Raw genomic sequence first — 13,900 nt, 5'->3', positions numbered from 1 at the left:
GCGATGGTGGTAGTTGGCGAAAGTAGAGGCGACGTCCGATCTCCCTCCTTGTGGGGGAGATGTCCGGCAGGACAGAGAGGGGCGCCACAGAACTCGACGGTGGGTACTGACCCAAAACCTTTTATGCCGAGGAATTGGCTAGATAGCCGGAGGAGAACAACATGGTCTACGCGACATCGGACGGATCAACGCGCAAGCGCCTGAGGGTCGGCATGGTCGGCGGGGGGCGCAATGCCTTCATCGGCGCCGTGCATCGGCTGGCCATGCGGCTCGACGACCAGATCGTGCTGGTCGCCGGGGCGCTGTCGTCCGATCCGGACAATGCCGCCGCCTCGGCCGCCGAGATCGGCATCGCGCCGGAGCGCAGCTATGCCGACTACCACGCCATGGCCAGGGCGGAAGCCGCACGGCCGGACGGCATCGAGGCGGTCGTCATCGTCACGCCCAATCATCTGCACGCGCCGATCGCGACAGCCTTCCTCGAGGCCGGCATCGACATCATCTGCGACAAGCCGCTGTCGACCACGCTCGGCGATGCCGAGGCGCTGGTGGCACTGACGCGGGCGCGAAAGCGCCGCTTCGTCGTCACGCTCAACAATACCGGCTATGCCATGGTGCGCCAGGCGCGCGAGATGGTGGCGGCGGGCGAGCTCGGCCGCATCGTGTCCGTGCATGGCGCCTATATCCAGGACTGGCTGACCAAGCCGATCGACGCGGAAGGCCAGAAGCAGGCGGAATGGCGCACCGATCCGGCAAGGGCAGGACAGTCGGCGGTGCTGGCCGATATCGGCGTCCATGCCTTCAACCTGGCGAGTTACATCTGCGGCCGCGAGGCCGAGACGGTGTCGGCCGACCTGTTCACCGCCGTGCCGGGGCGTCGGCTCGACGACAACGCGCATGTACTGGTGCGCTGGACGGGTGGGGCGCGCGGCACGATCCTGGCCAGCCAGACGTCGCCCGGCCACTACAACGACCTCTCCGTGCGCATCTATGGCAACAGAGCCGGCCTCGAATGGTCGGGTGGCCGGCCGGAGGAATTGCGCTTATCCCGATATGGCGAGGAAACCCGCACGCTGGTGCGCGGCGGCCATGGCTCGACCGAGGAAAGCCGGCGCGTCTCACGCATGCCGGCGGCGCACCCCGAGGGCTATATCGAGGCCTTCGCCAATTTCTACCGCGACGCCGCCGACATCGTCCGCGCCCATCGGTCGGGCGGCGTGGTCGATCCAGCGCACGCGGCGCGGGTTCCCGATGTCGTCGACGGCGCGCGCGGCGTGAAGTTCGTCGCCGCGGCGGTGGAGTCGAACGCGGCGGGCGGGGCGTGGACGGCTGCGCGGTTTGGCTGAGGCGCACGACGCTTTCTGATACGCAATTCCGGACGGAAAACCGCTACGCACTTTTCCTGGAATTGCTCTAGCTTGCCACGGGCAACCGTCGAGATCGAGCAAAGCTTCTCAGCCGGTCGGAATCCATTGCGTGCCCGAATGCGTAGCCTTGCAATATGTCGCAGCCAAGCCCTTTGAGCACACGTGCGTGCTTCATCGTCTCGACGCCTTCGGCTATGATCTCGATACCCAGGGATTTGCCGATTTCGATGATCGACGAGACGACCTGCCGTCGCTGGGGTGAGTTCACGATAGGGTCCACCAACTGACGATCTATCTTCAGGCGGCGAGGCTGCAATTTGAGCAGGCTGACAATAGAGGCATAACCGGTGCCGAAATCGTCGATTTCGATGTCGATGCCGAGTTCCTTGATCTGCTCGACGTTCCATGTGACCAGATCATCGTTGTTGTCGAGGAAGATCGACTCGACGAGTTCAAAGGAAAAAGTCCCTTTTCTGATGTTGAGGTCACGCAAGCTCTTCAGGAGTTCCTCGTCTTGAAGGCGTCGTGCCGATACGTTGACTGACACGCGCGGAATACCGATCTTGTCGGCGGACCACGCTTCGAAATCCACAAGCGATTGCTGGAGGACTTTCCGGTCTATCTCCGACACGACGTTCAGTTCTTCAGCGGTCTTCAGGAAAGCGTCAGGCGTCAGAATCCCCTTCTCTGGATGCCTCCACCGCGCCAGCGCTTCAACGCCGACGATCTCCAGGGTCTTTGCATCGAATTGAGGCTGGTAGAATACGATGAATTCGTCTCGCTCGAGACCGGCTAGAATCTCGTCGGCAACTCTCTTCGTGTTTACGATTTCGCTTTGCAGTTCTCCACTGAAGAATTCATAGCGGTTGCGGCCCCGCGTCTTTGCCCGGTAGAGGGCAATATCGGCATTCACCAGCAACTGCCTGGCATCGGCGTCACTATCATTGTCGATCGCAATTCCGACACTGACGCCAAACCGACATTGATGGCCGTGGTAATAAACAGGTCTGCGCATCTGCTCGATGATGTTGTCGGCGAGCGCCGCGGCCTGGCCGACATCGCCGTGCACGGTGCAGAGCACGATGAATTCGTCTCCTCCAATCCGAGCGACAAAACCGCGGTCGCCGACGTTGGACTTGAGAACGGACGACGCGTGTACCAGCATTGCGTCGCCCGCCGCATGACCAAGCGTATCGTTGATGTGCTTGAAGCGGTCCAGATCCATGTGAAGCAGCGCCGCGCAGCCGCCGTCGAGTCTGGCCTTTGCCGCATGATCTTCCAGCACCTGGTCCAGATAACGCCGATTGGGCAAATCCGTCAGGGAATCGTGCAGGGCGATATGTTCTATGCGCGCCTTGGCAGCCTCGAGTTCGGTATTTTTCGACTCGGTCAGCTGTTTTGCGCGAACCAGATCGGTATTCAGCAAGACGTCTGCCGTCACGTCCCACTCCGCGCCGACCATTCGAGGCGAATTGTTTGCGATCTCGTAGAAGATCGCCGTGGACCGGACGTGACGAATTTCGCCGTTCGGCCGAACAATCCGGTATTCCGACGAATATGTGCTTCGCCCGGCCACTGCCTTGTCGAAATCCGCAAGCGCGCCAGGCAGATCGGCAGGATGAATGGCTCCGGCCCAGTCCGAATATCCGCGCGATCCGCCATCGGGCTCTCTGCCATAGATCTCGTTGACGCGATCGTCCCACGTCAGATGGTTGGTTTCGAGGTCGTGCTCCCATACTCCGATAGCCGACGCCTCCAGAGCAAGTTCCAGCCGTCGCGACAGCCGATGCAGTTCCCAGTAGTTTCGCTGCCTCTCGTCGATAAGGCGGCCTGCCGCCAGGAAGGGGATCAAGATCAGTGCGGCCGCTGCCGCCATGATCGCCCTCAGCAGCCATGCGTTGGCGGGAGTGGCGGGCCAACCGTTCTTGGGAACGGCGGCGATCTGCCAGGAGCCCGACGGGAGCAGAACGTCGGCCGTCACCGGATTGTTTTTGATGACTCTCTCGTCACCGAAGAACTGGACTCCCTTCGCGCCAGGGGAATCACTGCCGATGAGCGCCACGTCAATCCCGAGATTCTTGTCGAGGAGACCCGTCGCCTGGTAAAGGCGCTGCACGTCGACGACCGCGGAAACAATGCCCCAGAATCGATCGGTGTTGCCCGCGCTTTTTACGAATACCGGGAATCGACCGATGAAAGCCTGTCCTCCCTGCGCCAGATCGACCGGGCCAGCGAGAACGAGCTTGCGCTCGTCGCGCGCACGCAGGGCAGCCGCGCGCTGCTGGTCGTTCTTGCGGTAATCGAGACCGATGGCCTTCTCGTTGCCGGCCATCGGGTACATCAAGGAAATGACCAGGTCGGGCGCACCGGCAATATTGCGAAGTTGGGACTCTTCGCTGAACAGGCGGCTGGCAAGTTCCGTGAAGCGTTGCTCTCCCATGTATGGTTCGGTCGTGACCGCGGCGACCAGACCTCGAACCAGCTGAAGGTTGCCGTTAATGTTTCCTTCGAGCTTGGCGCGAATGACATTGACCTTGGCCAGCACATCCACGCGGGCGGCCTGGTCCGCAACGATCCTGTTCTGATGGTCCGCGAACGCCGCGCAAACGGCAATAACCACAATTGCAATCCCCACCGGGATCCTTGCCGGCGAGAACACGGCCCCCCTTACGCGGCCTAGCATTTTGGCGAAAAGAGCCAATAGGGCGAGATTCCCTGTGCTTGTCAGGCTCTCCGGGTGAGCCTCATCAAGGGAATATTAGTTCGCAATAACTTAATTTTGGCCTTCACAGTCTTTAAAATTTTTGCGCCTTCGGGCGCTGGCGCGGGCAATCGCACCAGCACTCACCACATAGCGGCTTAGTGGCTATCGACTTTTTTCTGGACGATCCGATACGTCCCGATGCCGCGCTTGGTTGCTCCAATTGAATAGGCCATTGGAATCTTTGCAGTTTTTTCGGGCAGGCCGTACATATCCTTGCCGGCCCTCACCGCGAAAGAAAAATGCTTCCAGGAAACCGTGTCATGCTCGTTGAGAAAATCGAGCGTCAGCCCCGCTGCGATCAGCGCGTTCACCACATCGCTGATCGGATGGATCCACTCATAGTATCGAGGATGCTTCAAGGTTCGTTCATCGCCGGTATAGGTCTGCTTCTCGTTCCAGGCGAGCGGTCGCGCCACCGGCGTTCGCCAGTCGTCCTTCAATTCGAGGGCGGCAGCCTTGCGATTGCACTGGAACATCAAGGGATGGCCCTCGGCCATGTACAGCCGGCCGCCGGGCCGCAGAAGATCGGCGACCACCCGCGCCCAACGAAAGACATCGTCAAGCCAGTTCACCGACCCCCAGGTGACGTAGACCACGTCATAGGTCTGGTCGAGCGCTTCGACCGCCTCGTATAGCGGCGCCTCCACGAAGCGAACGTCACTGCCTGCCTTGGAGGCGAAATCCCGCGCCGCAGCGATCGCCCTCGGTGAAAAGTCCAGGCCGGTCACGCTGCCCGCGCCGAGATTCCTCAGGCTGATCGTGTCAAGCCCGATATGACATTGCAGATGGACGATGTCCTTGCCGAAAATGTCTCCGACCTCGCGCGTTTCCAGCTCATAGAGATTGGATCCGCCAGCCAGCACGTTCTCGATGCGGTAGCTGCCTGTTCTGTCGGTCGCGTGTATTTCGGCCCGATCGTCCCAATTCAGCAGGTTCGCGTCCAAAAACGGTTCCAAAGTGCCCCCGATCTCCGCCGTCGCAAGGTTAACAGCTGGTTAATAGACATTGCAGCGAGCAGACATGCGCGTCAATCCCGGAAGTCGCGCCCGTTGCGGCGCCCATTCCCGAGATCGAGACGATCGCCGTCATCGGCTCGGTGGCGAAACAGCTGTTGGCAGGAGGTTCCCCGGTTCAGCGAGATGCGCTGGACGGACGCAGCACGCGGCACGATCCTGGCCAGCCAGACTTCGTCGACCGCTACAATGATCTGTCCGTGCGCATCCATGACGACAGAGCCGGGCTCGAATGGTCCGGCAGGCGGCCAGAGGAATTGCGGTTCTCCGTCCATGGCGAGAAAGCGCGCACGCTGGTGCCGGGCGCGAGCCACGGGTCTCCTCCGGCCCCACAAGGGGCAGGGAGACAATCACGCGCCATCCAACTGCGCTAACAAATCCGTCAGCATCGGCCGCTGGCCGGCAAGGATCTTGACCTCGGCCTCGGGCAGGCTGAACCAACCCGCTCTGTCGACCTCCGGAAATTCTTTCATCGATCCGGACCGCGGCGGCCAATCCATCGTGAAGATGTTGCTCTTGATCGTGGCCACATCGATCCCGGTTCTGGTCTCGGCGGACCAGGCCACAACGATCTTGCCGCCCGGCTGCCTGTATGCGCCGAGACGCTCGAACGGGCCTTCCACCTTGAGGCCGAGCTCTTCCTCGGTTTCGCGTTGCGCTGCCGCGAGCTCATCCTCGTCTTCGCCGACGAGGCCCTTCGGGATCGACCAGGCGCCATCGTCCTTCTTCGCCCAGAACGGTCCGCCGGGATGAACCAGAAGCACCCTGATATCGCCATCGCGTCGATGATAGATCAGCAATCCCGCACTGCGTTTTGCCATTTTTGCATGTCCGTTTGTGGCGCCGGTGCGACTTCGGCCGCCATCTGATTCGTCCGGGATGATGGGTGCCGATCCTTGCACCAGGGAATTGCGACGCTATTTCAGATGCATCTGCATTGCACCTCACCAGCGAGTTCGGCAATCTGATAGCATCGTTTTGGCGTCGAAAGTCAGTGGGGCGTCCGAATGCAACTGGGTCTGATCGGCTACTACAGCGACTTCGTGGTCTATCCCCTGGTCATCGCCATATTGGGGGTGGCCGGGCTGATCGAGGCCGGAGAAGAGAGCGCGCCGGACTGGATCGGCACGATGTTGGTCTGCCTTGGCCTGTGGACGTTGATCGAATACGTCCTGCACCGCTTCGTCCTTCACCACATTCCCTGGATCAGGGATCTGCACGACCGCCATCATGTCGAGGAGCGCAGCTCGGTGGGCACGCCGACCTGGCTCAGCCTGGGCGTCCATGCGCTGGTCGCGTTCCTGCCTGTCTGGTTGGTTTCCGGCTTCGTGGCCGCGAGCGCGGTGAGCTGCGGCCTGATGCTGGGCTATCTCTGGTACATCAGCGTCCACCACATGATTCATCACTGGCATCCCGGCCATCCGAGCTACCTTTACACGCTCAAGCGCCGCCACGCGGTGCACCACCATGTCGATGACACCGCCAATTTCGGCGTGACGTCCATTTTCTGGGACCGGGTTTTCGGCACGGCACGGCTCTGAACACTGCTTGGAATTCGGCTCTGGCCAGCCATGGCGGCGCGAACTTCGAACAGCTGCTGAAGCAGGGCCTCGGGTGATGGCGCACATGCCTACGATCGCGGAACTTGCATGGCGGCGCAGGCTTGGTGATCTGGGCCTACAGATCGACCGCGGCAACGCGCCAGGACGAGGGTAGGCGGTGGCCCCCTCTCGGTGCCGGCGCGCACCATTGCGCGGCAATCAGCAAGGCTGTCCGAATATCGCTTCCCCGCGTCCCCTCCCGGTCAAAAAAGTATCATCCGCTGCCCTGAATCGTGGTGGCGCCTGCTCAAACGAGCCGGTACCGTGGTTTCGAAATGCAGAGCCGAAACCAATTCGGCCGGTTTAGGGAATTGGGGCCGAATGCGGCAATGATCCGTGCCGGCCCGGGAGGAAACGGACATGGAACCGGACCTGGAAGTTGTCCAGATCAGACGCGGTGAGTCTTTCAAAGCGTGGTCGCACGGCTATCCCTTCCACACAGTGCGCTGGCATTTCCATCCCGAATACGAGCTTCATCAGGTGATCTTCACCAGCGGCCGGTATTTCGTGGGAGACTTCATCGGCGAGTTCGAGCCTGGCAATCTGGTGCTGACCGGACCCAACCTGCCGCACAATTGGGTCAGCGACATTCCGCGCGACAGTTCCATTCCGCTGCGCGGTCGCATCATCCAGTTCTCGGAGAGTTTCATCGGCGATGCCATGCATATTCTGCCTGAGCTCGCGGGGCTGGGCCCGCTGCTCGAGGCATCGCGGCGCGGCGTGCTGTTTTCCGCCCGCACCAACAAGGAGCTGGCGCCGCTGACGGAAGAGATGATGCAGGCGCAGGGCGTGCGCCGCATCGAGCTGTTCATGATGATCGCGGGCCTGCTCAGCCGCGCCCAGGAAATCCGGCTGCTGGCCAGCGCCAGTTACCGGCCCGACCCCTCCGGCTACATGACAGCCGGCATGAACAAAGCACTCGCCTATATCAGGGAAAATCTGACGCAGCTGTTCGATGAGGCCGACCTTGCGGCCATCGCCGGGCAATCGACCGGCGCGTTTTCGCGTTCGTTTCGCCGCCACACCGGCATGTCGCTGGTGCAGTATGTCAAGCGGCTGCGCATCAATCTTGCCTGCCAGATACTCATGAGCGACGAGCAGGCCTCGATCACCGACATCTGCTACGAGGTGGGCTTCAACAACCTGTCCAATTTCAACCGGCAATTCCTGGCGGAGAAGGGCATGCCGCCCTCGCGTTTCAGACGCCTGCTGGCCGACAATATCAACGCGGGAAAAGCCGCTTAACGGGAGGAGCCAAGGGAGGAGATACAGTTTTCGACATGAGGACGTGGACCGCAAGGAAGCGGTCCGCGATGGAGAGCGCTTGTCCGGGAAATCCTCCGCGCCAGGAGGATGTCGGTGCAGCCTGGAAAGGCCGCCTCCCGGCCCTGATCCCAATACCAGTTGGGACCAGGAAAGGTCGCGTCTCTACACAAAAGCAGTCAACGACCTTCTTACAACCATATCCAGAAACGGAGAAGACCGAATGACCAGAATTTCAATAAAGTCGACCGGCATGGCGGCGCTCGCGCTGTCGCTGCTGGCCGGCACCGCTGCCAGCGTCCGTGCCGCCGAGGTCACCGATGCCACGGTTGCCTTCCTGATGCCCGACCAGGCCTCGACCCGCTACGAGCAGCACGATTATCCCGGCTTCACCGCCGAGATGAAGAAGCTGTGTCCGGGCTGCAAGGTGATCTACCAGAACGCCGATGCCGACGTCTCGCGCCAGCAGCAGCAGTTCAACTCGGTGATCTCGCAAGGCGCCAAGGCGATCGTGCTCGACCCTGTCGACTCGACCGCCGCTGCCTCGCTGGTCAAGCTGGCGCAAAGCCAGGGCATCAAGGTCATCGCCTATGACCGGCCGATCCCGACCGCTCCGGCCGACTTCTATGTCTCGTTCAACAATGAAGGCATCGGCAAGGCCATCGCGGATTCGCTGGTCGCCCATCTGAAGGCGCTCAAGGTCGACCCGGCCACCGGCGGTGTGCTGCAGATCAACGGTTCACCAACCGACGCGGCTGCCGGCCTGATCAAGAAGGGTATCCATGAGGGACTGGACAACAGCGGCTACCAGATCCTGGCCGAATTCGACACACCGGAATGGGCGCCGCCGAAGGCGCAGCAATGGACAGGCGGCCAGATCACCCGCTTCGGTCCGAAGATCCTCGGCGTGGTTGCCGCCAATGACGGCACCGGCGGCGGCGCCATCGCTGCCTTCAAGGCCGCCGGTGTCGACCCGGTTCCGCCGGTGACCGGCAATGACGCGACGATCGCCGCGCTGCAGCTGATCATCGCCGGCGATCAGTACAACACCATCTCCAAGCCGAGCGAGATCGTGGCGGCCGCGGCGGCGAACGTCGCTGTGAAGCTGCTTTCGGGCGAGACGCCAAAGGCCGAGACGACGCTGTACGATACGCCCTCGCAGCTGTTCACGCCTGCTGTCGTGACGCAGGAAAACCTGAAGGCCGAGATCATCGACAAGAAGATCAACACCGCCGCTGAACTGTGCGTCGACCGTTACGCGGAAGGCTGCAAGAAGCTGGGTATCAACTGACCGCGACTTTTAGCTGCTGCGCTGTCCGGCCGTGGCCGGACAGCGCATATTCCGAACTGGTTTGAAGAGGTGTTCCAGGCATGATCGATACTCCGGCGGTTCCGGCTGGCGAGCTGGTGCTCAGCTTGCGTGGTGTTTCGAAGAATTTCGGCGCCGTCTCGGCGCTCACCGACATCGACCTCGACGTGCATGCCGGCGAAGTGGTGGCGCTGGTGGGCGACAATGGGGCCGGCAAGTCGACGCTGGTCAAGATCCTTGCCGGTGTGCATCAGCCAAGTTCGGGCGCCATCAGTTTTCAAGGCAAGCAGGTGGTGCTTGCCGACCCGAGTGCCGCGCTCACGCTCGGCATCGCCACGGTGTTCCAGGACCTGGCGTTGTGCGAGAACCTCGACATCGTCGCCAACATCTTTCTCGGCCGCGAGCTCAACCCGCTGCGGCTCGACGAAGTGGCAATGGAAGTACGCGCCTGGACGCTGCTCAACGAACTGTCGGCGCGCATCCCCAGCGTGCGCGAGGTGGTGGCGTCGCTGTCGGGCGGCCAGCGCCAGACCGTGGCGATCGCGCGGTCGCTGCTGCTCGAGCCGAAACTCATCCTGCTCGACGAGCCGACGGCCGCACTCGGCGTGGCGCAGACGGCCGAGGTGCTCAACCTGATCGAACGCGTGCGCGATCGCGGCCTCGGCGTCGTCATCATCAGCCATAACATGGAAGACGTGCGCGCGGTGGCCGACCGTATCGTCGTGCTCCGGCTTGGTCGCAACAACGGTATCTTCACGCCCGACGCCTCGAACCAGGAACTGGTCAGCGCCATCACCGGCGCGTCGAACAATTCGGTTTCGCGGCGTGCGGAGCGCCGGCAGGCGAGGCCGGATCACACGCAGGAGCAACACTCATGAGCCTTGAAGCCCAAAAGCCCGCTCCAGCGCCGCTCGACCGTGCCGATGTGCGCGTCAAGCACGAGGCCGGGATCGGTGGCACCATCCGCGCCTTTTCCGATCGCGTGCGTTCCGGTGATCTCGGTTCGCTGCCGGTCATCGTCGGGCTGGTCATCATCTGGACTGTGTTCGCCAGCATCAACCCGATCTTCCTGTCGAGCAGCAACCTGGTCAACCTGCTGTTTGACTGCTCTACCGTCGGCGTCATCGCGCTCGGCATCGTCTGTGTGCTCATGGTCGGCGAGATCGACCTGTCGGTCGGCTCGATCAGCGGCTTTGCCTCCGCACTGGTCGGCTCGCTTTGGGTCAACCAGGGCTGGCCGGTGGCGCTCGCCATTCTTGCCGCAGTCGCCTTCGGCGGCTTCATCGGCGCGCTCTATGCGCTTTTGTTCAATCGGCTGGGCATGCCGAGCTTCGTCTCGACGCTGGCGGGCCTGCTCGCGGTACTCGGCCTGCAGCTTTACATTCTGGGATCGACCGGCTCGATAAACCTGCCTTACGGCTCGAACCTGGTGAATTTCGGCCAGCTGCTGGTGATGCCGAAATGGGTTTCCTTCGGGCTGGCGGCCGTGCCGGGCATCGTCATGCTGGTCACCGGCCTGCGCACCGTGGCGCGCCGCCGTGCCGCCAATTTGTCGGCGCCGTCGAGCGGTGGCCTGATCACGCGCGCTGTGGCGATGACGCTCGTGCTGGAATTCATCGTCTTCTATCTCAACCAGGCACGCGGCATTCCCTGGATGTTCGGCCTTTTCGTCGGCCTGGTCATCGCCATGCACTACGCGCTGACGCGGACCAAATGGGGCCGCTCGATGTCGGCGGTCGGCGGCAACCGCGAGGCGGCGCGGCGTGCCGGCATCAACGTGGGGCAGATCTATTCCAGCGCCTTCGTGCTGTGCTCGATGCTGGCCGCCTTCGGCGGCGTGCTATCGGCGGCCCGCCTTGCGTCGGCCAGCCAGCAGGCCGGCACCGGCGACGTCAACCTCAACGCCATCGCGGCCGCCGTCATCGGCGGCACCAGCCTCTTCGGCGGTCGCGGCAGTGCCTATTCGGCGCTGCTCGGCATCATCGTCATCCAGTCGATCGCCAGCGGGCTGACGCTGCTCGATCTGTCCTCGTCGCTTCGGTACATGATCACCGGCGCCGTGCTTGCCATCGCAGTCATCGTCGACTCGCTGGCACGCCGCTCGCGTGTCTCTCATGGCCGAGCCTGAACCCATCAACAGGAAATGAAGACATGAGTGAAGAACTGTCCGGAAAAGTTGCCGCCGTCACCGGTGCGGCTTCAGGCATCGGTCTGGAATGCGCCAGGCATATGCTGGCGGCAGGCGCCACCGTGGTGCTGGTCGACCGCGCCGAGGCGACGCTGAACACACTCTGTGCCGAACTCGGTCCGAAGGCGATCCCGCTGTCGATCGAGCTGATGCAGCCGGCAAGCGTTGCAACGATGATGCCGCGGATCCTGGAAAAGGCCGGCCAGCTCGACATCTTCCACGCCAATGCCGGCGCCTATGTCGGCGGCGAGGTGGCGAACGGCGATCCCGACCTCTGGGACCGCGTGCTGAACCTCAACATCAACGCCTGCTTCCGCTCGATCCAGGCCGTCCTGCCGCATATGGTCGAGCGCAAGACCGGCGACATCATCGTCACCAGTTCGATCGCCGGACTGGTTCCGGTGGTCTGGGAGCCGATCTACACCGCCTCCAAGCATGCCGTGCAGGCCTTTGTCCACACTGTGCGCCGGCAGGTCGCCAGGCACGGCTTGCGCGTTGGTGCGGTGGCGCCCGGCCCGGTGGTAACGGCGTTGGTCGACGACTGGCCGAAGGCAAAGCTCGAGGAAGAGCTCGCCGCCGGTGGCCTGATGCAGCCGCGCGAAGTGGCCGAAGCGGTGATGTTCATGCTGACCCGGCCAAGGAACGTCACCATCAGGGATCTCGTGATCCTGCCGCAGAGCAATGATCTCTGAGGAGTAGTCGGTAGCCGGGCTCCACCTCACCACCGTCCACTCACTGCTTACGACCTGCTGCTCCCTGAAATCAGAGGTTTTCCTTGCCCCATTACATAGGCATCGACGTCGGCACCGGTAGCGCGCGCGCCGGGGTGTTCGACCTGTCCGGCACCCTGCTGGCCTCGGCCAAGCGGGACATCAAGGTGTGGCGCGAGCCCGGCGACATCGTCGAGCAGTCGAGCCGCGACATCTGGCGTGCGGTGTGCGCCGCGGTGCGCGAGGCCGTCGCCCAATCCGGCGCCGCGCCGGAGACGATCGCCGGGATCGGCTTCGACGCCACCTGCTCGCTCGTGGTGCTGGGCGAAGGCGGTGCGCCGCTGCCGGTTGGCCCATCTGGCGATCCGGAGCGCAACATCATCGTGTGGATGGATCACCGTGCGGCGGAACAGGCGCGCCGCATCAACCGCAGTGGCGAGGCGGTGCTGAACTATGTCGGCGGCGTCATCTCGCCGGAGATGGAGACGCCGAAACTTCTGTGGCTGACCGAAAACCTGCCTGCTACCTTCGACGCGGCCTGGCAGTTTCTGGATCTCGCCGACTTCCTGACCTGGCGTGCCAGCGGCAGCCTTGCCCGCTCGGTCTGCACGGTGACCTGCAAATGGACCTACCTCGCGCATGAAAACCGATGGGACGAGGGATATTTCCGCGAGATAGGCCTTGGGGCACTCGCCGACGAGGCCTTCACGCGCATCGGCACCGAGATCGTGCCAGCCGGTGCGGCACTCGGCAGTGGGCTGACGGCGCAAGCGGCCGCAGAGCTGGGCCTGGCCGAGGGAACAGCCGTAGCGGCGGGCCTGATCGACGCGCATGCCGGTGGTATCGGCACGGTCGGCGCGCGCGGCGCAGCCGGCAGTGTTCTGTCGCGCATGGCCTATGTCTTCGGCACCTCAGCCTGCACCATGTCGACGACTGCCGAGCCGGCTTTTGTCGACGGCGTCTGGGGTCCGTATTTCTCGGCCATGGTGCCGGGCCTATGGCTGAACGAGGGCGGGCAATCGGCGGCAGGCGCGGCCATCGACCACCTGGTGCGTTTGCATCCGGCAGCCGGCGAAGCGACGGAGAAAGCACGAGCCGCAGGGCTCACTCTCAGCGTCTGGCTGTCGCTGCTGGCCGAAAGCCGGGGCGGGGCGGCGGCTGTGCCGGCGCTGGCCGGCGGCATCCATGTTGTGCCGGAATTTCTTGGCAATCGCGCGCCTTTCGCCGATCCGGACGCACATGCACTGATCGCCGGGCTCGATCTCGACACCAGTCTCGACAGCCTGGTCGCGCTCTATGTCGCCGGCATCTGCGGTCTTGGCTATGGCGCGCGCCAGATCGTGCGCGCCGAGCGCGAAAAGGGCATTGCCGTCGATACGATCGTCGTCAGCGGCGGCGCGGGCCAAAGCCCATTGGTCCGCCAACTGCTGGCCGACACAACCGGCCTGGTTGTGGTGGCGTCGACCTCGCAGGAGCCGGTGCTGCTGGGCTCGGCGATGCTCGGAGCCGTCGCTGCTGGAGCCTATGAGGATCTGGTGACGGCCATGGCCGCCATGTCGGAACTCGGCGAAGCCTATCATCCCAACGCGTCGCTGACCGGCTGGCACGCCAAGCGCTTCGCGGCGTTTGAGCTGCTGCAGCAGACGGGTAGGGCGATCAGAGGCTGAGACGGGTGCGCCGTCCGC

At 63.1% G+C, this 13,900-nt stretch carries 12 protein-coding genes; 8 read left to right on the top strand and 4 right to left on the bottom strand.

What is annotated here, in order from left to right:
- Positions 1–161: 161 nt before the first annotated feature.
- The gene (locus tag FJ934_RS24225) at positions 162–1,346 is read left to right on the top strand and encodes a Gfo/Idh/MocA family oxidoreductase (RefSeq protein ID WP_140612949.1); all 1,185 of its coding nucleotides are present in this window, start codon (positions 162–164) and stop codon (positions 1,344–1,346) included.
- Between the two features lie 67 nt (positions 1,347–1,413).
- On the opposite strand, the gene FJ934_RS24220 is transcribed toward FJ934_RS24225, so the two are convergent.
- The 4 genes from FJ934_RS24220 to FJ934_RS24205 all read right to left on the bottom strand — a co-directional run bounded on the left by FJ934_RS24220 (position 1,414) and on the right by FJ934_RS24205 (position 5,965).
- Complete coding sequence (locus FJ934_RS24220) at positions 1,414–4,050, bottom strand: EAL domain-containing protein (protein ID WP_181165753.1); 2,637 nt, start codon at positions 4,048–4,050, stop codon at positions 1,414–1,416.
- Positions 4,051–4,226: 176 nt separating this feature from the next.
- Positions 4,227–5,075 (bottom strand): class I SAM-dependent methyltransferase, encoded by an 849-nt coding sequence (locus tag FJ934_RS24215; protein ID WP_246671620.1) that lies wholly within the window; start codon positions 5,073–5,075, stop codon positions 4,227–4,229.
- A gap of 83 nt (positions 5,076–5,158) precedes the next feature.
- On the bottom strand, positions 5,159–5,458 hold the full coding sequence (locus FJ934_RS28130; protein ID WP_181165751.1) for a hypothetical protein: 300 nt from the start codon (positions 5,456–5,458) through the stop codon (positions 5,159–5,161).
- 36 nt (positions 5,459–5,494) lie between these two features.
- Positions 5,495–5,965: an NUDIX domain-containing protein gene (locus FJ934_RS24205; protein WP_140612947.1), complete on the bottom strand. Its 471-nt coding sequence runs from the start codon at positions 5,963–5,965 to the stop codon at positions 5,495–5,497.
- Between the two features lie 186 nt (positions 5,966–6,151).
- On the opposite strand from FJ934_RS24205, the gene FJ934_RS24200 reads away from it, so the two are divergent.
- The 7 genes from FJ934_RS24200 to FJ934_RS24170 all read left to right on the top strand — a co-directional run bounded on the left by FJ934_RS24200 (position 6,152) and on the right by FJ934_RS24170 (position 13,882).
- Complete coding sequence (locus FJ934_RS24200; RefSeq protein ID WP_140612946.1) at positions 6,152–6,685, top strand: sterol desaturase family protein; 534 nt, start codon at positions 6,152–6,154, stop codon at positions 6,683–6,685.
- Positions 6,686–7,105: 420 nt separating this feature from the next.
- Positions 7,106–7,990: an AraC family transcriptional regulator gene (locus FJ934_RS24195; RefSeq protein ID WP_140612945.1), complete on the top strand. Its 885-nt coding sequence runs from the start codon at positions 7,106–7,108 to the stop codon at positions 7,988–7,990.
- A gap of 241 nt (positions 7,991–8,231) precedes the next feature.
- Positions 8,232–9,299 carry a sugar ABC transporter substrate-binding protein gene (locus FJ934_RS24190; protein ID WP_140612944.1) on the top strand — a complete coding sequence of 356 codons (1,068 nt, stop codon included), beginning with the start codon at positions 8,232–8,234 and terminating at the stop codon, positions 9,297–9,299.
- An 80-nt stretch (positions 9,300–9,379) separates the two neighbouring features.
- Positions 9,380–10,195, top strand: coding sequence for an ATP-binding cassette domain-containing protein (locus tag FJ934_RS24185; protein WP_140612943.1), 816 nt, complete (start codon positions 9,380–9,382; stop codon positions 10,193–10,195).
- Positions 10,192–11,445, top strand: coding sequence for a sugar ABC transporter permease (locus FJ934_RS24180; protein WP_140612942.1), 1,254 nt, complete (start codon positions 10,192–10,194; stop codon positions 11,443–11,445). The genes FJ934_RS24185 and FJ934_RS24180 overlap by 4 nt, the downstream gene beginning before the upstream one ends.
- A 23-nt stretch (positions 11,446–11,468) precedes the next feature.
- Positions 11,469–12,197: an SDR family oxidoreductase gene (locus FJ934_RS24175; protein ID WP_140612941.1), complete on the top strand. Its 729-nt coding sequence runs from the start codon at positions 11,469–11,471 to the stop codon at positions 12,195–12,197.
- An 83-nt stretch (positions 12,198–12,280) separates the two neighbouring features.
- Positions 12,281–13,882, top strand: coding sequence for an FGGY-family carbohydrate kinase (locus FJ934_RS24170; RefSeq protein ID WP_140612940.1), 1,602 nt, complete (start codon positions 12,281–12,283; stop codon positions 13,880–13,882).
- The last annotated feature ends 18 nt before the right edge of the window (positions 13,883–13,900 follow it).

The sequence above is a fragment of the Mesorhizobium sp. B2-4-12 genome, from assembly GCF_006441575.1.
In the GTDB taxonomy this organism is placed as follows: domain Bacteria; phylum Pseudomonadota; class Alphaproteobacteria; order Rhizobiales; family Rhizobiaceae; genus Mesorhizobium.
The sequence above is the reverse complement of the archived record's forward strand: the minus strand, read 5'-3'. Positions and strand labels throughout refer to the sequence as shown.

Coding starts and splice junctions, on each gene's coding strand:
- FJ934_RS24195 (WP_140612945.1), top strand. CDS start 7,106: ATGGAACCGGACCTGGAAGTTGTCCAGATCAGACGCGGTGAGTCTTTC.
- FJ934_RS24185 (WP_140612943.1), top strand. CDS start 9,380: ATGATCGATACTCCGGCGGTTCCGGCTGGCGAGCTGGTGCTCAGCTTG.
- FJ934_RS24220 (WP_181165753.1), bottom strand. CDS start 4,050: ATGCTAGGCCGCGTAAGGGGGGCCGTGTTCTCGCCGGCAAGGATCCCG.
- FJ934_RS24205 (WP_140612947.1), bottom strand. CDS start 5,965: ATGGCAAAACGCAGTGCGGGATTGCTGATCTATCATCGACGCGATGGC.
- FJ934_RS24190 (WP_140612944.1), top strand. CDS start 8,232: ATGACCAGAATTTCAATAAAGTCGACCGGCATGGCGGCGCTCGCGCTG.
- FJ934_RS24175 (WP_140612941.1), top strand. CDS start 11,469: ATGAGTGAAGAACTGTCCGGAAAAGTTGCCGCCGTCACCGGTGCGGCT.
- FJ934_RS24200 (WP_140612946.1), top strand. CDS start 6,152: ATGCAACTGGGTCTGATCGGCTACTACAGCGACTTCGTGGTCTATCCC.
- FJ934_RS24225 (WP_140612949.1), top strand. CDS start 162: ATGGTCTACGCGACATCGGACGGATCAACGCGCAAGCGCCTGAGGGTC.
- FJ934_RS24180 (WP_140612942.1), top strand. CDS start 10,192: ATGAGCCTTGAAGCCCAAAAGCCCGCTCCAGCGCCGCTCGACCGTGCC.